Annotated in this window: 22 protein-coding genes and 1 pseudogene; 16 read left to right on the forward strand and 7 right to left on the reverse strand. The window is 37.2% G+C overall.

Features of this window, described 5'->3' with window-relative positions; genetic code table 11:
- The 6 genes and pseudogenes from ACFILA_RS03630 to ACFILA_RS03655 all read right to left on the reverse strand — a co-directional run bounded on the left by ACFILA_RS03630 (position 1) and on the right by ACFILA_RS03655 (position 7,770).
- A complete protein-coding gene (locus ACFILA_RS03630) occupies positions 1-1,227 on the reverse strand; it encodes an efflux RND transporter periplasmic adaptor subunit (protein WP_273790527.1) in 1,227 nt (408 codons plus the stop codon).
- Entirely contained in the window at positions 1,224-2,705 is a 1,482-nt protein-coding gene (locus ACFILA_RS03635) for an efflux transporter outer membrane subunit (protein ID WP_273790528.1), read from the reverse strand. The genes ACFILA_RS03630 and ACFILA_RS03635 overlap by 4 nt, the downstream gene beginning before the upstream one ends.
- A gap of 61 nt (positions 2,706-2,766) precedes the next feature.
- A complete protein-coding gene (locus tag ACFILA_RS03640; protein ID WP_375660674.1) occupies positions 2,767-3,582 on the reverse strand; it encodes an exodeoxyribonuclease III in 816 nt (271 codons plus the stop codon).
- A gap of 33 nt (positions 3,583-3,615) precedes the next feature.
- Positions 3,616-4,224 carry an outer-membrane lipoprotein carrier protein LolA gene (locus ACFILA_RS03645; protein ID WP_273790530.1) on the reverse strand — a complete coding sequence of 203 codons (609 nt, stop codon included), beginning with the start codon at positions 4,222-4,224 and terminating at the stop codon, positions 3,616-3,618.
- A 121-nt stretch (positions 4,225-4,345) separates the two neighbouring features.
- Positions 4,346-4,604, reverse strand: a pseudogene (locus ACFILA_RS03650) (DNA translocase FtsK); the annotation flags it as partial.
- Positions 4,605-5,328: 724 nt separating this feature from the next.
- Positions 5,329-7,770: a DNA translocase FtsK 4TM domain-containing protein gene (locus ACFILA_RS03655; RefSeq protein ID WP_375643239.1), complete on the reverse strand. Its 2,442-nt coding sequence runs from the start codon at positions 7,768-7,770 to the stop codon at positions 5,329-5,331.
- Positions 7,771-8,508: 738 nt separating this feature from the next.
- Between ACFILA_RS03655 and ACFILA_RS03660 the strand changes: the two genes are divergently transcribed.
- Positions 8,509-9,786 (forward strand): ubiquinone biosynthesis hydroxylase, encoded by a 1,278-nt coding sequence (locus ACFILA_RS03660; RefSeq protein ID WP_375658026.1) that lies wholly within the window; start codon positions 8,509-8,511, stop codon positions 9,784-9,786.
- A gap of 1,573 nt (positions 9,787-11,359) precedes the next feature.
- On the opposite strand, the gene ACFILA_RS03665 is transcribed toward ACFILA_RS03660, so the two are convergent.
- Positions 11,360-11,647, reverse strand: coding sequence for an H-NS family nucleoid-associated regulatory protein (locus ACFILA_RS03665; RefSeq protein ID WP_015857007.1), 288 nt, complete (start codon positions 11,645-11,647; stop codon positions 11,360-11,362).
- 128 nt (positions 11,648-11,775) lie between these two features.
- Here ACFILA_RS03665 and ACFILA_RS03670 point away from each other — a divergent pair, with 128 nt between their 5' ends.
- The 15 genes from ACFILA_RS03670 (at position 11,776) to ACFILA_RS03740 (ending at position 20,617) form a co-directional block, all read left to right on the forward strand.
- Positions 11,776-12,390, forward strand: coding sequence for a hypothetical protein (locus ACFILA_RS03670; protein ID WP_375660675.1), 615 nt, complete (start codon positions 11,776-11,778; stop codon positions 12,388-12,390).
- Positions 12,390-13,019 (forward strand): TrwN protein, encoded by a 630-nt coding sequence (locus ACFILA_RS03675; protein ID WP_375660676.1) that lies wholly within the window; start codon positions 12,390-12,392, stop codon positions 13,017-13,019. Before ACFILA_RS03670 ends, ACFILA_RS03675 begins: the two co-directional genes overlap by 1 nt.
- Before the next feature lie 117 nt (positions 13,020-13,136).
- On the forward strand, positions 13,137-13,436 hold the full coding sequence (korA, locus tag ACFILA_RS03680) for a KorA family transcriptional regulator (protein WP_375660677.1): 300 nt from the start codon (positions 13,137-13,139) through the stop codon (positions 13,434-13,436).
- On the forward strand, positions 13,399-13,716 hold the full coding sequence (gene trwL / locus ACFILA_RS03685; RefSeq protein WP_273790537.1) for a VirB2 family type IV secretion system major pilin TrwL: 318 nt from the start codon (positions 13,399-13,401) through the stop codon (positions 13,714-13,716). The genes korA and trwL (ACFILA_RS03685) overlap by 38 nt, the downstream gene beginning before the upstream one ends.
- 136 nt (positions 13,717-13,852) lie before the next feature.
- The gene (gene trwL, locus ACFILA_RS03690; protein WP_273790538.1) at positions 13,853-14,170 is read left to right on the forward strand and encodes a VirB2 family type IV secretion system major pilin TrwL; all 318 of its coding nucleotides are present in this window, start codon (positions 13,853-13,855) and stop codon (positions 14,168-14,170) included.
- A 140-nt stretch (positions 14,171-14,310) separates the two neighbouring features.
- A complete protein-coding gene (gene trwL, locus ACFILA_RS03695; protein WP_375654617.1) occupies positions 14,311-14,622 on the forward strand; it encodes a VirB2 family type IV secretion system major pilin TrwL in 312 nt (103 codons plus the stop codon).
- Between the two features lie 73 nt (positions 14,623-14,695).
- A complete protein-coding gene (gene trwL, locus ACFILA_RS03700; protein WP_375660678.1) occupies positions 14,696-15,013 on the forward strand; it encodes a VirB2 family type IV secretion system major pilin TrwL in 318 nt (105 codons plus the stop codon).
- Positions 15,014-15,137: 124 nt separating this feature from the next.
- Positions 15,138-15,458: a VirB2 family type IV secretion system major pilin TrwL gene (gene trwL, locus ACFILA_RS03705; protein WP_375660679.1), complete on the forward strand. Its 321-nt coding sequence runs from the start codon at positions 15,138-15,140 to the stop codon at positions 15,456-15,458.
- Between the two features lie 56 nt (positions 15,459-15,514).
- Positions 15,515-15,829, forward strand: a complete 315-nt coding sequence (gene trwL / locus ACFILA_RS03710) for a VirB2 family type IV secretion system major pilin TrwL (RefSeq protein ID WP_375660680.1) — start codon at positions 15,515-15,517, stop codon at positions 15,827-15,829.
- Between the two features lie 122 nt (positions 15,830-15,951).
- Entirely contained in the window at positions 15,952-16,263 is a 312-nt protein-coding gene (gene trwL, locus ACFILA_RS03715) for a VirB2 family type IV secretion system major pilin TrwL (RefSeq protein WP_375660681.1), read from the forward strand.
- 58 nt (positions 16,264-16,321) lie between these two features.
- The gene (gene trwL / locus ACFILA_RS03720) at positions 16,322-16,636 is read left to right on the forward strand and encodes a VirB2 family type IV secretion system major pilin TrwL (protein ID WP_375660682.1); all 315 of its coding nucleotides are present in this window, start codon (positions 16,322-16,324) and stop codon (positions 16,634-16,636) included.
- Positions 16,637-16,761: 125 nt separating this feature from the next.
- Entirely contained in the window at positions 16,762-17,070 is a 309-nt protein-coding gene (locus ACFILA_RS03725; protein WP_375657492.1) for a conjugal transfer protein, read from the forward strand.
- 12 nt (positions 17,071-17,082) lie between these two features.
- Positions 17,083-17,388, forward strand: a complete 306-nt coding sequence (locus ACFILA_RS03730) for a type IV secretion system protein VirB3 (RefSeq protein ID WP_273790547.1) — start codon at positions 17,083-17,085, stop codon at positions 17,386-17,388.
- A 2-nt stretch (positions 17,389-17,390) separates the two neighbouring features.
- Entirely contained in the window at positions 17,391-19,862 is a 2,472-nt protein-coding gene (locus tag ACFILA_RS03735) for a VirB4 family type IV secretion/conjugal transfer ATPase (RefSeq protein WP_375660683.1), read from the forward strand.
- Positions 19,859-20,617 (forward strand): type IV secretion system protein, encoded by a 759-nt coding sequence (locus ACFILA_RS03740; RefSeq protein WP_375660684.1) that lies wholly within the window; start codon positions 19,859-19,861, stop codon positions 20,615-20,617. Before ACFILA_RS03735 ends, ACFILA_RS03740 begins: the two co-directional genes overlap by 4 nt.
- Positions 20,618-20,849: the final 232 nt, after the last annotated feature.

Here is a 20,849-nt window from a genome sequence, read left to right on the forward strand (position 1 = left end):
TTAACTCTCGTCTTCGCTATGCATGTTAGAAGACTCTGGCATCACTCCATCAGACGAACTGGTGATGACGACATCACCCTCGTTAAGTCCTGAAATAATCTCTGCCATAACCTTATTATTCAACCCAACACTCACCTGTTTAGTAACCACCTTATTTTCCCCCACCAAAACAGAAACCCATGCTTTACGCTCTCTTGTCTCATCGCGTAAAGCATCACTTGGAACCAACAAGACATTCTGCGCGCGCCCTAAGATAATATGAACTTGAGCAGTCATATAGGTTCGCAAAAAATTGTCCGCATTATCAACATGTAGAATTCCATTGTAATAGATAGCCGATGATATTAAAGCACTAGAACCACTCACCATACCAGGATTAATACTCACATCAGCACGAATTGCTTCAGGAGCCGGCTCTACTTTTTCTAAAACGCCTTCATAACGACGCTGTGAATTACCTAAAACTGTAAAATAAAGTGGTTGTCCAGCTCGGACTTTAAGAATATCTGCTTCTGAGATTTGCGCCTTGATCGTCATCTTTGATAAATCACCCAAAATAACAATTGTTGGCGCCGACTGAACCGCATTCACATTCTGCCCTTCTTCCACAACTGTTGCCAAAACCGTTCCCGCTGAAGGGGCAGTGATGCGTGTATAACCTAAATTAACCTCTGCACTCTCCACATCAATTTGTGCTTGCACAATCTGCTGACGAAGTTGTTCAATTTGCGCCTCGCGTATTTTCACCTGTGTCGCAGCCTCATCGAGGTTCGCCCGTGAAATCGCACGTGTTTCGATCATTTTTTTCTGACGCTCTAAATTTTTCTGTGCAAGAGAAAGATAGGCTTCTTGTTCTACCAAATTCGCATAATAATGCGATAATGCTGCTTTTTTTCTTTTTAAATCATTTTCCTGATCTGTAGGATCAATTTCTGCCAAGAGATCGCCTTCTTTCACAACACTCCCAGGGGAAACACGCATTGACACCACACGCCCTGTTGCACGCGCACCAACAGCCACCAACCGGTAAGGACGTACAAGACCAGAAGCTAAAACACTTTCCTCAATATCCCCACGCTTCACCACCGCTGTTATATAAGTTGGAGTAGATGTTCCAAAAAAAACAGAACGTAACCATAACAACAAGAGAATGAGAAATATAGCAGTTAAAAAGAAGGAAAGTTTTTTATGTTTTGTAATGAAATTTTTGAGTAAGTTTTTTTTCATTTCCCTACCTTTGCACGCGAACGAGGTGCATTATCAACGACTTCTGGACGCGATACATCAACAACGCCATCCCAGCCTCCCCCCAATGCTTTCATCAACGTGATATATTGCGTAACCAAAGAAACACGGCTATCTTTAAGCGCCATTTGTGCAGAATAATAAGAGCGATCAGCATTTAACAATTCAAGAAAACTAGTATTTCCATTCTCAAAAAGGCTCCGTGAAAGTTTTAAGGAATGAAGAGAAGCTTTATTCGCAACGATTAGCTTTTCTAAGCGTTGATGTTCCTTCGTTAATCTTACAAGCGCATTTTCTACATCTTCTAAAGCTTCCAACACAGCAGCTCGATAAGTAATAAAAGCTTGATCACGCTGCGCGCGCGCTACCGCAATAGAAGCCTCGACCTGACCTCCATTAAAAAGAGGAAAACGAAGACCAGGTCCAAAAGACCAGCCAATCGTTGAATTTTTCCATAATTGATCAATTGCCGTTGCTGCTGTTGAAATATTACCTGTTAAAGTAAGTGATGGATAACGATCTGCTTCACGTTGACCAATCCGTGCTGTCGCTTGCGCATATTGACGCTCTGCCCGTCGTAAATCCGGACGTGTTAACAAAATATCAGCTGGAATTCCTGCTGGTATCGGCCAGCGTGGTTGTGGAATCTTTGCATGCTTAGCATTTTTTTGTAAAAGATCCTTCAATGCCGTAGGCACACGACCAGTTAAGACAGAGAGGCGATGAACGCTCATTGCTACATTCGCTTCCATCTGTGATATATCTGCCTCTGTATTTGCCATCTGCGCTTGCGCATTTGAAACATCAAGCTCAGAAACATCACCAGCTGTTAATCTAGCGCGCATCAGTTCATAAGTTTTACGTTGTGAGACAGCAATTTGCCGCACAATAAACAACTTTTGTTGCCAACCACGCATTTGCACATAATTTGTTGCCACATCTCCTAGTAATGTCACCATGGTAGCACGCATATCTTCCACAGCCGCATCAAGGCCATAACGCGCTGCTTCAACCGCACGTTTATGCCCACCAAAAAAATCCAGCTCCCAGCTTGCATCAAAACCACTACTATACTGGTTTAACAATGCATCAGACTGTCCAGAACGACTACGGGTTCCTGAAATTGAATTGGACACATTTGGCAAAAGAGTTCCCACAACCTGCCCTAAACCTGCACGCGCCTCACGTACCCGAGCTTTGGCAACAGCAACATTATTATTTCCAGAAATAGCATAATCCATTAACGCATCTAGAACAGGGTCATTCAAATGCCGCCACCATCCGGCAAGCGCAACGGACTGCCCTGCAGTCTGTGCAGATTTTTCTCCCCAAACTGCTGGAACACGAAAAGATGTTTTCTGGTAATTAGGACCAACCATACATCCTGACAAAAGCAAACACAACAAGACACTAGAAAATAATCCACGAGAAGCGCCCCATTTGAGATTTCTGATATACATCCAGTCTCCCGCATTCTTTCAGAATCATTATTTAATATTAATACTTTATTTACCTCTTATTTCAAACTTGACGTGAAAAATCAAATACAGTTTGCACAGGAATATGATCTGAAGGATGTTCCCATCCGCGCGCATCACGAAAAATAGAAAGATCTACAACAAAAGGTGCTAAATCTTGAGAAGACCAAACATGATCAAGCCGCCGCCCATAATCGGTAAATGCCCAATCGCGAGCACGATAACTCCACCATGTGTAAAGCTTGGTAGGAACAGGAATATGCAACCGCATCAGATCAACCCATCCACCTTGACAACACAAATCCTGTAAACGCTCGGTTTCAATGGGAGTATGGCTTACAACCTTCAACAATTGCTGATGAGACCAAACATCCTCTGCCAAAGGAGCAATATTTAAATCTCCCACCAAAAGAGAAGAAAGACCATCGCCGTGATCCGCACGAATGGAAGACATTTCTTCTAAAAAATCAAGCTTATGACGAAATTTTTCATTCACATCAGCATCAGGGATATCTCCCCCAGCAGGAACATAAAAATTATGAATCCGCAAGCTTCTCCCATGGGCTTCCACAATAACTGAGATATACCGGCAATCTTGGTTTTGACAAAAAAAACGTTTTTCTACCTTTTTAAAAGGCAAACGAGAAACAATAGCCACCCCGTTATAAGATTTTTGTCCACTCAATGCGATATGCTTATAACCCGCTGCTTCAAAAGCCTCCACTGGAAATAAAGCATCTGGACATTTTGTTTCCTGTAGACACAAAACATCTGCGGAAAAGAGTTCCAAATACTGAAAAACCTGTGCAAGACGCAAACGAATAGAATTAATATTCCAAGTCGCAATACGAAAGAACATTTGTTTTAATCCAAATAACGTAACACTCTTTCTTCATTTCTTCGAAGGAAGCGTGAACATCCCATTAGCGAACCGGACGTCTGTCCGCACATTCATAACCTGCACAGTAGTTTCCAAATTTTGTTGGTCAACAATTGTCCACTGCCGCAAAGCAGAGCCTTTAGAATCAAAAACCATCCTTATTTGCCCTGCCCCAATCGTTTTATCACGCAGAACAATCGTCACAGCCCCTGGATCTTCGCGAAATGCCAACAAGCGCCCAGAAGATACATCAATTTTATCATCCAACAAAAACTTCATTGGCGTTTGCGAAAGTTGTGAAAAGTTCCAAGTATTCAAAGCCCGATTGTTAATACCCACAAATTGGCCATCTGCAATAATTTGTAAAGGCATTTTTTTGTAAATGAAACGAATTTTCCCTGGACGCTCTAAATAAAATGTCCCCTGAGACATTTTTCCCTTTGGACTAAACTGAATAAAATCACCTGTCATTGTTTTGATTGCCGCAAAGTGATTCACAACATTTTGCGCCTTTATCACTTTATTAGATACTTGCGAAAAAACAGGAAAAGTTAAACACCAAAAGATAATAATTCCCACCAACCCAAAGATTCTTCTTTGCGGTAAAAAAGACGTTTTCATAAAAAATGCTCCCAAGCAATACTTAATTAACTTTATAATTCATAACTTAAGTGATCAACGACGAATAAATACCTATCTTTATAAGATAAAGATATTGTTTGAAAAAAATATCAAAAGATTTTCAAGAGTATTCTTCTTCGACAGTCTCCAAAACTTTTTGCTTACCCATATCATTTACTGGACTAATGATGCCTTCTTCTTCCATCCTTTCAATCAATGTTGTAGCACAGTTATAACCAATGCCTAAACGACATTGAATATAAGAAGTCGAAGCCTTACGATCACGAAGCACAATAGCAACAGCTTGACAATAGGAATCATCTGCTAAAGAAACATCCCTCTTTATTTCTTGCGATCTCTTTCGGTATCGTTTCCAAATAACCAGTCTGCGTTTATGTTTCCGAAATCATCAAATTTTCCTGCTTTTCTGCTGATTTTCTAAACGCATAATATATTCTTTCCCACCCCTAATCTATGAAGCAACATAAATTATAGTCAATACATAATGGATTAAGGACTAAACATATTACTCGCGAACCTGAAAGCTCTTTTAAGTGTCAAAAATGCTTTTTTGACTTCCTTCCCACCCAAAAGAATAAAAATCTTCATCCGAACCACTCTGTAAACAGTTTGGAGTTTAGCAAATTTCACTTAGCTTCCCACCCCATATAATTCATTTATATTAAGACTCGACAGATCAGCCTTGCCCTAAATATTTAGAGCGCACTTAAAAAGACACTTAAATACCAAACCTTACATGCTTTTACCCCCCCTCTACACTCGCAATGACATTATTTTATACCAAGATATTGATTTATAATAATTTATCTTTTTAACTTAAATCATAACGCCAAATACAATAAGATTCTCTCATCACATACTCTCTCATATTGAATCAATTCAAATCATTTGCTTGCACGTTACAAGCAAGGTTGGTGTATGGATAAAAGTTATATAAGATAAAGAATCCCCTTATAAGGAGTCTCAAGTACCAAGGAGCTATCGCAAATTGAGAGCTGGTATATGAAAATGCAGACTTTCTACGATACAATAGGATAAACACTTGTTTTACAAGGTATTATAAAAAACAACTATAAATATTTTTCAAAAGCGTTCTTCTTCAGCCGGCACTAAAATTTCTCGTTTCCCTGCGTGATTTGCTGGACTAATAATACCTTCTTCTTCCATCCTCTCAATCAATGTCGCAGCGCGGTTATAACCAATGCCTAAACGGCGTTGAATATAAGAGGTTGAAGCCTTACGATCACGAAGCACAATAGCAACAGCTTGACTATAGGGATCATCTTCTGAAGGAGAAGACAAAGAAACATCAGCACCATCCTCTTCAACTTCTTGCGTAATTGTTTCTAAATAATCAGGTCGTGCTTGCTCTTTGAGATGCGCAACAACCTGCTCCACTTCATCATCCGCAACAAAAGGCCCATGCACACGCTGAATACGTCCTCCTCCCATCATAAAGAGCATATCTCCTTGTCCCAATAATTGCTCGGCCCCCTGTTCGCCTAAAATTGTTCGGCTATCAATTTTGGAACTCACAGAAAAAGAAATGCGTGTAGGAAAATTGGCTTTGATCGTCCCAGTAATAACATCGACGGAAGGACGCTGTGTCGCCATAATTACATGGATACCGGCAGCACGTGCCATTTGTGCTAAACGTTGAACCGCTCCTTCAATATCTTTCCCAGCAACCATCATCAAATCAGCCATTTCATCAATAATGACAACAATATAGGGCATAGGACTAAAATCAAGTGTTTCCGTTTCATAAAGAGGCTCACCGGTCTCGCGATCAAATCCAACTTGAATTGTCCGCACCATTGTCTCTCCCTGACTTGCAGCTTCCCTAAGACGTGCATTAAACCCATCAATATTACGAACGCCTAGTTTTGACATTTTACTATAGCGCTCTTCCATTTCACGAACAGCCCACTTTAAAGCAATCACGGCTTTTTTAGGATCTGTCACCACGGGTGTTAATAAATGGGGAATGCCATCATAAACCGAAAGCTCAAGCATTTTCGGGTCCACCATAATGAGACGACATTGTTCAGGTGTCATACGATAAAGCAATGATAAAATCATTGTATTGATAGCAACAGACTTTCCTGATCCTGTTGTACCAGCAACCAAAAGATGGGGCATTTTTGCTAAATCTGCAACAACAGCTTCTCCTCCGATTGTCTTACCCAAAGCAAGTCCTAGCTTTGCTTTGCTGTCAATAAATTCTTGCGCCTGCAACATTTCTCGTAAATAAACCATCTCACGCTTTGCATTAGGCAATTCTATTCCAATCACATTGCGCCCTGGAACCACCGCAACACGCGCTGAAATCGCACGCATCGAGCGTGCAATATCATCTGCCAAACCAATAATACGGGAGGACTTAATGCCTGCAGCCGGTTCAAATTCATACAAAGTTACTACCGGTCCAGGACAAGCATCTATAATTTTTCCTTTGACCCCAAAATCTAACAAAACCCCTTCAAGTTCCTGAGAATTTGCTCTTAAAACAGCAGGAGAAAGTTTTGCATCCCTAACAGACGGTGGTGGAACCGAAAGATAATCTACAAGAGGAAGAACAAAACCACCATTTGAAGAAGCTGTTAAAGACTTTCGATTTTTAACAGGAGAAACATAGGCTTTATTTTGATTTTTCTCACACTTTACTTTTTCACCCAAAAAAGTTGGCTCAATCCGATCAAATGGCTTTCCTTGCCCTTTACTCTGAAAACGCCTTTTGAAACAAAATAAACGAAAAAAACGCGCTTGTAAAAAATAAAAAAGATGCAAAAGAGCGCCACAAGTTGTCGCAAAAAAACCATGATTTTCACGATCCTCCTCTGCGGCATATTCCGTATCTTCTTCCAACTCAAAGACTGGATTAACGATTTCGTCTTTTGGAATGCTTTTTTCTTTTCTTTTCTTTGTTCGACGCCGCCATATCACATTACCAGCAAAAGCAGCGGTGAAAAAACCTAAAAGAATAAAAACAACACTGAAAAACACCGTGTAAGGAGGAGAAAGAAAAAGAGGAAAGACTGAAGAAGCAACACTTAAAACTTTATCTCCTAAAACCCCTCCCAATCCCATTGGCAATGGCCAATAAGTAAAAGAAGCAACAGGTGACATAAGGGCAAAAGCAATTAAAAAACAAATCGTTGATAGCACCCATAAAAAAAAGCGCAAAGTCAAATTGTAGATATTCTTTTGCGCCAACAAGAGAAAAGACCAAAATAACGGTGGCAACAAAACAGAAAGACTTGCCAAGCCAAAAAACTGCATAATAAAATCTGAAAAAATTGCCCCCATCCACCCCATAAGGTTTGTAACCTCATTTGTACTTGCATGGGTTAAAGATGGATCCGCAACATTCCACGTCGCCAAAGCAAACACACAAAAAATAATAAAGCCCAAAAGCCCAAGCCCAATAAATACCCCTATCTGACGTAAAAACATCTCAATAAGACGCGAACCTTGAGAATTTCGCACTTCTAATGAATCATAAGGAGAAGAACTTCGGTGCATCTATCAATTCCAAATACAAAAATTTCATATTTTAAAGAGTTATAACTCCCTCTCTCTCTTAAAAAAGCATGAAGCTTAAACTCTGTGCCGATTTGTAAACAAATAGCCTGTAAACAATCCGACTTCTTATCTAGCGCGTTCTACCTTCTAACCACTTCATATCATTCATATACCACCACCCTAAGAAACAATCCTTCATAAGGCGCATAAAAAGCTCTCCCTGAATATTTATCACACGATCAACCAAAAAACACCTCATGTGTAAAGTGTTACATGGATCCTATAGACACCTTCCTAAACAGATGATGTTTTTTACGCTACATCATGATAACGGCAAAATATGAATACTGTTTTAACCATCACGAATGACCACAATTTTTTATCTACCATACTAACGAAATGTCCCCCTTCAGGACAGGCATACTGAAGTAACTCACACAACTTAAAAAATACATGACCATCTTTGTTTATTTTTAGTTTTCTTTTTTATCAACCAAGTGTAAAAAGAATTGAAGATGATATTCAAAAAAAAGCTTATCCGATAAATCTGTAAAATGAATCACATAAATGATTAAGCAGAAAAACTCTGAAAAATTAATCTACCATAAGATTGGCACTAAAAAGGAACCTCATTTTTATAAAAAGAGAGAGAGAAAAGTAAAAGTTAAGTTATTTTAGGCAATGTAAAAAGATATTCTTTTTAAAAGAAAGCAAACTATAAACAATGGAAGAAGTATTGTGTGTTCTAATCGCAATAAAGACGTACAACCCAATAAAAAAATTAAATCTCATAAAACTAAACAATGTGATCTTCTCATTGCAGGGGGGGCAGCTGTCGGTTTAACCCTAGCGATAGCACTCAAGCAAACAGCCCCTACTCTGAAAATAAAAATCGTTGATGCTGCTCCACAAGGAGATACCCCTGCTTCTAACATACGAACCATTGCCCTTGCTGCTGCTTCTATTCGTATGTTAAAACAATTACAATGTTGGGAACCTATAAAACCCTATGCACAACCCATTCATTCAATGATCATCACAGATGCAAGCACTAGTGATCCTGTCAAACCCACCCTTTTAACCTTTGAAGGCGACATTACCCCTGGTGAGCCCTTTGCTGCTATGGTAGAGCATAGAGAACTCATCAACACTTTAAAAAAACGTGTCAAAGATCTCAATATCCCTGTTATTACAAACACGCGTGTCATTGATTTTCATCAAGAACACCAACATACAACCGTCACTTTAAATAATGAAGAGGTTTGGCAAACAAAATTGCTTATTGCAGCTGACGGAGCCCATTCGAAATTACGCCAAAAAGCTGGTCTGAAAAATTTTTCTCATCCCTATAAACAAACAGCAATCATCTGCACAGTTGAACATGAAAAACCCCATAATGGTCAAGCAATTCAACATTTTTTACCTGCCGGTCCTTTTGCTCTTCTCCCTCTCAAAGGCAACCGATCCGCCATTGTGTGGAATGAAGATCATAAAACTGCGCAATATTATCTCAAAGCTGATGCACTTATTTTTGAAACAGAACTCGAAAGACGCATTGGCCATCGGTTAGGCAAACTCTCTTGGGATGGCGAACGTCAAGCTTTTCCTTTGAGTCTTTCTTTAACACGTCAATGCGTTAAACCACGTTTTGCTCTCGTTGGCGATGCCGCCCATACCATCCACCCCATTGCAGGACAAGGACTCAATTTAGGATTACGCGATAGCGCTGCCCTCGCTGAAGTGATTATTGAAACAGCACGACTAGGTCTTGACATTGGCTCCCTCACGGCTTTAGAGCGCTATCAAAGCTGGAGACGTTTTGAAATTGTCCGTATGGCTTTAAGCAATGATTGGCTTAATAAACTCTTTTCTAATGATAGCCTTCTTTTACGGATGCTCCGCGATACCGGCCTTGGAATCATTAATCAAGCGCCAAAAATAAAAAAATACTTCATTCAAGAAGCTGCCGGACTCACTCCAAATGCCCCACGTCTTCTACACGGCTTCCCACTTTAAGAAAAAATTCATACTATTTTACAACCTTTGCCTTCCTCCTTCAAAGAACAAAAAATTCCTATCTCATCCAATCTGTTTACAAACCGGATTCCTGTCGAGTAATTTTTTCTTGACTTCCTCCTCCCATATTTCACTCAACATAAGACTCGACAAGCAAGCTACATTATGAGAATATTCACTACGCACTGAAAAAAACGTTTAATGTCTCAAAGAGGTTGTTGCTTTATATCACCACACTTTAAAAGAAGCCATTTCACGGCATAATAAAATAAACAAGATTTTTTAGCACACAACACTTTTATTTATAATAATAAGTTCATTGTTCTCATATTGAGTGAGAAATCTAAAGATCATAAAATACCCTTATTTCAAATCTCTCTACATGTTGAAGCAATCAAAATCATTCGCTTGCACATCACAAGCGAAAGTGTCGTATAAATAAAAACAATTAAACAAAGCGACAAAAGCCTCCCTCTCTCAAGAACTAAGGACTTTAGCAATATTGGAGGCGAGTAAAGTGTATAAGGATGCCGGCTTATACTTTTTATTGAAGTAAAAATGGTGGTGTACAATGAATTTTATATGATCATAGGGGCTTTTACGTTATACTATTCACGAGAAGCACCATAAAATAAGCTTAGTTGCATTGAAAAACTTTTCTTTTAAAAAAGCGCGTAAATTGGAAACACAAATGTATTCCATTTGGGGCATTCTGTTTCTCAGACTAACCATCTAACAACTTATTGTGGAATACCACACGATTTTAGAAAAAAATATTCTGATATATAACAAAGTGTTCTGTACTCTATACCATCACACACAATTGTAAACCTGCATACCTCCCCTATTTCACACCATAAAAGAAAATAAACCGCAATAGAAATGATCCAATCCTTTTATTTTCAAATACACTCTTTATTCATTATTCATAAACGCCCATAAATGAATTTTAATCACAAACGCTCAGAAATATGTCATAAATTCTATAAAACCCATAACAGCCATAGAAATTTTCCATTTTCTACACACTCACTCATCTCAACTAACGATAAATAAAGTAAATGCCTCATATATAATCTTACAGAAAAAAGCCCAAACAAAATCTATAACATCAGGCTTGTTCTACAGAACAGTATTTCAAAAATATAAGTATGCTAATTTATTAACATATTAATTGATAAAATTATCATTTTACATATTGAGTTAAAATCCCTATGCAATAAATTATTCTCATTTCGACCATTTTTGTAAATAATCAATAAAACTCTTTATTTACATAGACTAAAAAGAGCAACGTTAATGAAACGATAAAAAGAAGTAAAATACCCCCCTCTCTCAAATGCCAAAAGCAATTACAATATTTCAACCTGGCATCATCATTATGCTTGCCAGATTATGACAACAAGACCTTTGCATTTAAATAAATTGTTCACGCTCCCTATTGTTGTATTTGGTAACTCAATACTTCAATATATTTGTTCAGTATGTTTATACAATCAAATTACCCAAAAGAGCATACTTCTTGCATTTACATTCCTTAGTATTCCCTTATCTTGTGAATATCGCACACGTGTTACGTTACTTCGAGTTCATCAAGTGTATACCCATTCTCCAACCACTCTTTAATCCACTTAGGTCTACGTCCACGCCCATTCCATAATTCCCATTGGTTATTGGGATTTCTATAATGGCGCTCTTTGCTCACAAGATCAGCGATATCAATTCCATGGGCATTAGCAATTTCAAGAATTTTTCGTCGCGCATTTTGCTTTTCCTTTGCTTGCCGTTTTTTTAATTCCACATCGATTTGTGTACGCATCTCTTGTAGCTCATCAAAATTCATATTCTTGAGATCATTCACCTTAATTACTCCCCTTGCAAAAAAGAATTTCTTTTTGCCATATTTTAAACACAATTATAGACAATTTTTGTCCATTTATTATCGAAATTAAAATTACGATACATATATCACTTTGACGGAGATGTGCTTTGAGCCACAAAGAACTGTTTATTGGTATATCAACCACCACCACTGCATCTTTTTTCAGTTCAATTACTGGAACTACTAAATGCAGTGCTCAAACACCATCACACCTCTCTGACTCTCATGAATCAGTAGTCAAAAGTAAATATAAATCGTCACTCTATAAATTATGGCAATACGCAACAAAGAACAAGCCCTCTCTGTATAATGATAGTGTAGTTCATTATAACAGTAAAACCTCCCCTTACACACAACGGCTTTTTACTTCGTATAAATTTTTTTTGAAAAAATTTTTGCAACTAGAGAATTATATAAAACAAGCAGCTTCAATACAGTATCAAAGATTATTATTTTTTAAAAGCAGCGCCTTTTTTCGTGATTCCAATAATATTGGTTGGCGTAATGTGCTCTATTTTATTCAACACTTGTATCTTGTTGGTTGGATATTCGCATATATTAGAAATCTTCTTAGAAGAAAACAAAGCAATAATCACAAAGAATATTCTAAGCTAAACAATCTCATTCTGCAAATTTATACAATCAAAAGACAACGAGAAAAAGCACCACAAAGAATTAGCATTTGTATTAATAAAATTCTTCGTAATAAGGTGTATTGCTAATGATTGTTCCAGATTTCACATTTTTTGCTGCTGCATACATATCCAATACGCCCCCCATAGCATTTTCAGTTATCGCCAAACAAGAAGAGCGGGACAATGTCTATGTAACAGATGATAAAGATAACTTCTTCTATCAATCATCTCAGCTTAAGGAAACAATCGCAACAGCTGAACAGAGTGAACATAATTTTAACATAATTTTAGGGCAAATTGGTGTTGGAAATGTGAAATTGTTTTCTCTTTTTGATGCATTTGATTTTTGCAGAAATCTTACAGCTGCACAAAGCGCTTTAACTTACTGCTATGAACAAACAACATCAAAGTGCGTCTTTGAAAAAGCGACTTTGCAGTCTGTGCTGAATTTTTACAATACAGAAAACTCAAGCCACACCCGTATGCAAAAAATTACTTCATATGTTGGAGTAAAAGCTGCTGTACGAGGAAATGAAGACTTGCAGGAGCCTGTAAAGCTTAAAAAAGAAGAACCAGAACAGACAACTAAAGTAGATTCTCTTTCTCTCTCTTCAAAAGGAGAAGAAGATGCATTTACACATAAAGAAAGTAGCGCCCGCGATGCTTTTTCAGCTGAAGATTTTTCTTCATCGAGAAGATCGCAGAGTGAAGACTGATATTTTCACGAAACTCCAGAAATTTGATAGGATATTATAATGAAAGGTAGATAAGAAAATGTTAAAGCTCTAATTAGTAAGATTGAACAAAATCTCTTCTAATTGAGGGCAAAGATAATGAAAATGATAGAACAAAACAGCGTTGATATAGCATTTAGTCAAAAAGCAGCACGTGAGATTACAGTCGTGATGCTTTCAGAAAGAGAATGGTATTTCACGTTTATTTCCGACGATCCAATCACCGGAAAGCCAAATAAATATACGTTACTTACACAAAGAGGAAAACTAAGAACTTGGGCTGATCCAAAATATCTTTTTAAGTTTCTTCATGAACGAGGGGTCATTTGTGGGAGTTTTAATCTTAATCAGGGTAAAGAACATGAAACAATTAAATATTCTTCACACAACAGCTCGTAATAAAATTGCTGCATTTTCTGCAGCTTTAACTGTGTTTTTTATGACAAATCCTACATGTGTCCAAGCAGCAGGTTTAAGTACTGCAAAAAAAGCTTTAGAGGAACTCCAAAAAGATTTAAAAGCGATTATCCCTCTTGCTGCTGCCGTAATACTTTTGTGCTTAGCAATTGCTTATGCAGGGCGCTATATCGGAAAAGATACATTCGTACGATGGGCAATCGGGGTCGTTATCGCTGGTTCAGCAGCTGAACTTGCCAATTTATTATTTAAACCAAACTGATAAATATTTTAGACATAAAATATTTCTTTTAGGAAATAAGAAGATTAGATTTCTGTGTTTTTATTTAGCACAATAAAAACTATATCGAAAAAAGAAATTATTTATACTAACTGTAATCTAAATTGAGATAAACAATATGAAACAATCAAATACCCTTCAAACAATAATTAGAAATAAAACTACTAAAGTCTCTGCAGCTTTAACTGTATTTTTTATGGCCAATCCTGTGTTAGCCCAAGCAGTAGTTTTAACTCCTGCAGACAACGCTTTAAAAGCGCTCCAAAAAGACTTGAAAGATATTATCCCCATTGCTGCTGCCGTTATACTTTTGTGCTTAGCAATTGGTTATGCAGGGCGCTACATCGGAAAAGACACATTTGTACGGTGGGCAATTGGTGTCGTTATCGCTGGTTCAGCAGCTGAACTTGCTGGTTTATTATTTAAACCGAACTGATAAATATATTAAATACGAAATGTTTATTTGTGAAAAAAGAATTTTAGACTTTAATACTTTTATTGCACATCAATAAAATTATTCCTTAATTTTATGGGAAAACTACTTACGCCTAATACAATGTGATAAGGTTGAACAATATGAAAAAATTAATCAATTTTCAATTGAACGATAATAATAAAATTACGGCAATCTCTGCAGCTTTAACTGTATTTTTTATGGCCAATCCTGTATATGCTCAACAATTAACAACTGCAAAAGGTGCTTTAGAAAAACTCCGAGATGACTTAAAGCTACTTATCCCTATTGCTGCTGCTGTGATACTTTTGTGCTTAGCAATTGGTTATGCAGGGCGCTACATCGGAAAAGATACATTTGTACGGTGGGCAATCGGGGTCGTTATCGCTGGTTCAGCAGCTGAACTTGCTAAAATGTTGTTCCAAAGCCCATGAAAATGACTATTAAAGTCATGCAGTATAAAATGTCTTTTTATTCTAAAGAGAAATCTAAATTGAGATAAACAGTATGAAACAATCAAAAATTCTTCAAACAATAATTCGAAATAAAATTACTAAAACCTCTGCAGCCTTAACTGTATTTTTTATGTCCAATCCTGTGTTAGCCCAAGCAGTAGTTTTAACTCCTGCAAAAACTGCTTTAGAGGCACTCCAAACAGACTTGAAGGTGATTATCCCTATCGCTGCTGCTGTTATACTTTTATGCTTAGCAATTGGTTATGCAGGACGCTACATCGGAAAAGATACATTCGTACGGTGGGCAATCGGTGTTGTTATCGCAGGTTCAGCAGCTGAACTTGCCAATTTATTATTTAAACCTGTATAAATCTTTTGGAATATGAAATATTTTTTGTAAAAGAAACTTTGGATTTCAATGCCTTCATTACGCATCAATGAAATTGTTTCTTATTTCGTAGAAAAATATTTATGATAAATCAATGAAACTAAATATGAGAAAATTAACTAATTTCCAGAAAAATAATAATCAAATTATCACAATTTCTGCGGCTATAACTGCATTTTTTATTAGCAATCCTGTGTATGCTCAAGTAAAATTACAAAATGCAAAAACTGCTTTAGATGCTCTGCAGGATGATCTTGTTAAAAATATTATTCCTGTTGCTGCTGCTGTTATACTTTTGTGCTTAGCGATTGGTTACGCAGGGCGCTACATCGGAAGAGATACATTTATACGGTGGGCAATTGGCGTTGTCATCGCTGGATCAGCAACCCAGCTTGCTAAGCTGTTATTCACAGGTGCAGTTAATTAAAATTAAAGATGACAACTATAATACAAAATGTTATTTATAATCTTAATGAGAGAAATATGCGAAAATTAATTAGCCTTAAATCAAATAGTAATAACAGAATTGTTGCAATTTCTGCAACTATAATTTCGTTTTTTATAACGCATCCTACATATGCAAAAATAGAGAATGCTAGTAAAGCTTTACAGGCTCTGCAAACAGACCTTACTACCAATATTATTCCTGTTGCTGCTGCTGTTATACTTTTGTGCTTAGCAATTGGTTATGCAGGACGCTACATTGAAAGGGATACATTTATACGATGGGCAGTCGGTGTTATCATTGCTGGCTCAGCAAGCCAACTTGCTACAATGCTATTTACAGGTAAACCATAAGTAATTATAATACAAAACGTTTTTAATGTAAAAACTCATCTAATAATTATTAACATAGCAAAATTCTATTCCGTCTATGATAGAAATACAAAGCATTCATAAAAATTTAATAAGAGTACAGTATGCAAAAACTAATTAATCTCCAATCAAAAAATAACAACAGAATCATTGCAATTTCTGCAACTATAACTGCGTTTTTTATAACGCATCCTGCATATGCAAAAATAGAGCATGCTGGAAAAGCTTTAGAGGCTCTGAAAAAAGACCTTATTGATATTATTCCTGTTGCTGCTGCTGTTATACTTTTGTGCTTAGCAATTGGTTATGCAGGGCGCTACATTGAAAGGGATACATTTATACGATGGGCAATCGGCGTTGTCATTGCTGGCTCAGCAAGCCAACTTGCTACAATGCTATTTACAGGTAATGCATAAGTAGTTATAATACAAAACGTTTTTAATGTAAAAACTCATCTAATAATAAGAGTAAAATATGCAAAAACTAATCAACCTTCAATCAAAAAATAACAACAGAATCATTACAATTTCTGCAACTATAACTGCGTTTTTTATAACGCATCCCGCATATGCAGAAATAAAGAATGCTAAAAACGCTTTAAATGCTCTGCAGGATGATCTTGTTAAAAATATTATTCCTGTTGCTGCTGCTGTTATACTTTTATGTTTAGCAATTGGTTACGCAGGACGCTACATTGAAAGGGATACATTTATACGATGGGCAATCGGTGTTGTCATCGCAGGTTCAGCAACCCAACTTGCTAAAATGCTATTTACAGGTCAACCATAAATTAGTATAATACGTAATGTTTTTAATATTCGTCGATTATAGATTTTTACCAGTAATAATGTCGCTCATACTACGAAAAAAGGAATATTATTTATAGCAACTTTAATTAAAAGGGGATAAAAGATATGAAGCAATTAAATACGCTCAAATCAAAAGTATGTAAGATTAGTGCTATTGTTATCACTTCAGTTATGTTATTAATAACTCAATCTGCATATGCTCAGACGGAAACAAAGAGTTTAGATGTTTTCATAGGGATGCAATATGGATTAAGTATAATTATTCCTGTCGTTGCTGCTATCATTCTTTTATTACTTTTGCTTATTTATATATTTCGCATCATCGCAAGAGCTACATTTATCCGATGGGCATTTAGTGTCATTATTGCTGGTGCAGCTTTCTATATTAGCCACATATTATTTCACCTCCAGTGACGAGAACATCCCATGAAATCGCAAGAAAAAAATTTTCCCTTATTTAAGGGAGCAACACGTGTTCCAACTATATGGGGTGTCCCCATGATGCCGTTTATTGTTATGCTTATGATGGTTGCTGTTATTGCTATGACAATAAATATCTTTTTGTGGATTATAGCGCCACCATTATGGTTTATTATGGCGCAAATTACCAAAAACGATGATAAAGCGTTTCGTATCTGGTGGTTATGGATTGATACCAAATTTCGTAATCGCAATAAAGGTTTTTGGGGTGCATCAAGTTATAGTCCCTCTAATTATAATAAAAGGAGATAAGTATGACAGCTGTTGAAAGCAGCAAACGTCTTATATCAGAGACACCTGTAAGTCTGTTCCTTCCTTATTCACATCACATTACAGATACGATTATCTCTACTAAAAGTGCGGAATATTTATCGATTTGGAAGATTGACGGACGCTCGCATCAAAGTGCTTCAGAAGATGATATTTTTCAATGGATAAAAGAGCTTAACAATACTCTACGGGGTATTGCATCGGCTAATTTATCATTTTGGACGCATATTGTGCGCCGCCGTGTTTATGAATATCCTGATTCAACATTTGATCAAATGTTTTGCTATCAACTTGATGAAAAATATCGGCAAAGCTTTACTGGTTATAATTTGATGGTCAATGATTTATATCTGACTATCATTTTTCAACCGATAGCGGATAAAATTATGTCGTTCTTTTCTCAACATGAACGTGAAACGCTTGATCAAAAAAAGATGCGACAAGATTCATGTATCAAAGAACTCAATGACATCAACCGTACTTTAGGGCAATCTTTAAATCGTTACGGTGCAGAACTTCTTGGTGCTTACGAAAAAAATGGGCATGCTTATTCTTCTGCACTTGAGTTCCTTGGAATGCTTGTCAATGGCGAATATCGCCCTATGCCAATTTGCCATGACCGTTTTTCCGACTATATGTCTATCAATCGACCTTTTTTCTCAAAATGGGGTGCTCTTGGTGAACTGCGAACAACCAGTGGAATGCGTCGATTTGGAATGCTGGAAATTAAAGAATATGATGCAACAACCAAACCAGGACAATTAAATGTTTTGTTGGAAAGTGACTTCGAGTTCGTATTGACGCAGAGCTTTTCGGTGCTCTCCCGACATGCTGCTAAAGACTATTTACAACGGCATCAGCGTAATCTTATTGATGCACGAGATGTGGCAACGAGCCAAATTGAACAAATTGACGAAGCACTAAACCAGCTTATCAGTGGGCATTTTGTCATGGGAGAACATCACTGCACATTGACTATCTATGGTGATACAATTCAGCAAGTTCGCGACCATATGGCCAAAGCAAGTGCAGCATTACTAGACGTTGCGGTACTGCCCAAACCTGTAGACTTAGCGATAGAAGCTGGCTATTGGGCACAACTTCCTGGCAATTGGAAATGGAGACCACGTCCTGCTCCGATTACATCATTGAACTTTTTATCATTTTCATCTTTTCATAATTTTATGTCAGGAAAACCCACTGGCAACCCATGGGGACCAGCCGTCACAATTCTTAAAACAATCAGTAAAACACCGCTTTATTTCAATTTTCATGCCTCCAAACTTGAAGAGGACTCGACAGATAAACGTTTACTTGGTAATACCGCACTTATCGGACAATCTGGTTCCGGTAAAACCGTGTTACTCGGCTTTTTGTTAGCACAAGCACAAAAATTTAAGCCGACAACTGTTGTTTTTGATAAAGATCGTGGCATGGAAATTGCCATTCGGGCTATGGGTGGAAAATATTTAACATTCAAGCCAGGCAGGAGAAGTGGTTTCAATCCTTTCCAACTCCCACCCACACAAGAAAATCTTATTTTTCTGAAACAATTTGTTAAAAAATTGGCAGAAGCTGGTGGTGAGGTCACGCATCACGACGAGGAAGAAATTAACAAAGCGGTTATGTCTGTTATGAGCAGTAACATTGACCAATCACTCCGTCGTTTGTCCTTTCTGGTACAATTTTTACCAAATCCGCGTTTAAGTGATTATAATGCTCATCCTTCTGTTCATGCTCGCTTACTAAAATGGTGTGAAGGTGGTGATTATGGATGGTTATTTGATAATCCCCATGATGCTCTTGATCTCTCAACACATCAAATCTACGGCTTTGATATCACGGAATTTTTAGATAATTTTGAAACTCGCACTCCAGTGATGATGTATTTGCTTTACCGCACAGAAGGCATGATTAGCGGACAGCGATTTATGTATATCTTTGATGAGTTTTGGAAGCCTTTGCAAGATCCGTACTTTGAAGATTTAGCGAAAAATAAACAAAAGACTATCCGTAAACAAAATGGTATTTTTGTTTATGCAACACAAGAGCCTAGCGATGCCTTGGAAAGTAATATTGCTAAAACACTCATTCAACAGTGTGCAACTTACATTTTTCTAGCCAACCCCAAAGCAAACTATGAAGATTATACAAAAGGCTTTAAACTAACAGATACCGAATTTGAACTCGTTAAAGGACTTGGTGAGTTTAGTCGCCAATTCCTCATTAAGCAGGGCGATCAATCTGCACTTGCAGAACTGAATCTTGGTAAATTCCATCTGACACGCGATGGAAAAACCATCGAACACGACTTTAGTGACGAGCTCTTGGTATTATCAGGTACACCTGATAACGCAGAATTAGCCGAAAGCATTATCGCGGAAGTTGGTGATGATCCAGCAATATGGTTACCAATTTTCTTACAGCACGCAAAAAATGACAGGAGGGAAACATGAAAAAAAAGGTCATTTCAATAGCAGTTGTAATAACTTTAGGGATTTCAAACCCAGCAATGGCCTGGGTTTGGGGCGCTGGAGCGGCGGATTTGGGAGCATCAATTCCAACGACGTGGCCCAATTTTTTTGGGAGCTCAAAAACATCAAAGAAAACACCTCCACAACAAAAGAAAGTGCCACCTGATGCCCCACTTCTCGATATGCTAAAAAAACAACTTGAGGAAACAAAAAAGATACACGAATCTATAACGGGAAGCCAAAAATTCGACACTAAAAAACTTAAAAGTGCACAAACAGATCACAGCAGTTTTTTTCTCAAAAATCCAGAAACGCTCTACAATAGAAATGAATCTTCAGCGCTATCTACATCACTTAAAAAGATTTTAAAAGAAGAAGAAATTCCTATTTCTATCCATGAATCTAGCAGTTTTATCAACGATCGTATCCAATATGCAGCTATCACTGATAAAGCCGTAAGTTTAAAGACTTTTGAAGAAGCAAATAATCGTTTTCAGCAAATTGAAGAACTATTAAATGAAATCAAGACAACAACAGATCTAAAAAGTATTGCTGAGTTACAAGCATATATAATTGGAATGCTCGCTAAGCTACAAAATGAAACAGCAAAACTACAAATGGTCGCACATTTACGCAACGCTGAACATGCACTTATCAAACAGCAGAAGGACAAACATAACATAAAAATTTTAAATAGTAAAAACACGAAAATGCCTACCATAAGATTTATTAGATAAAGCTTTTTGTAACAATATTTTGTATATTATTTTTCTTGTATGCTCGTAAAAAGCAAAAGTTAATGCATAATATTCAGTTATCTCTCATAAACTGAAAAGGTCTACGAAATTTAATTCCATCCTAAAAAAATCAACGAAAAGTGCTTAAAAATCATATAAAAAATTGAAAATTCGTTAAAGAGGAATTTCATGAAATTTACAGTTTTCGCGCAACTTTTCAATAAAGTTGATC

This window comes from Bartonella sp. CL71SXKL, from assembly GCF_042194935.1.
Taxonomy (GTDB): Bacteria; Pseudomonadota; Alphaproteobacteria; order Rhizobiales; family Rhizobiaceae; genus Bartonella.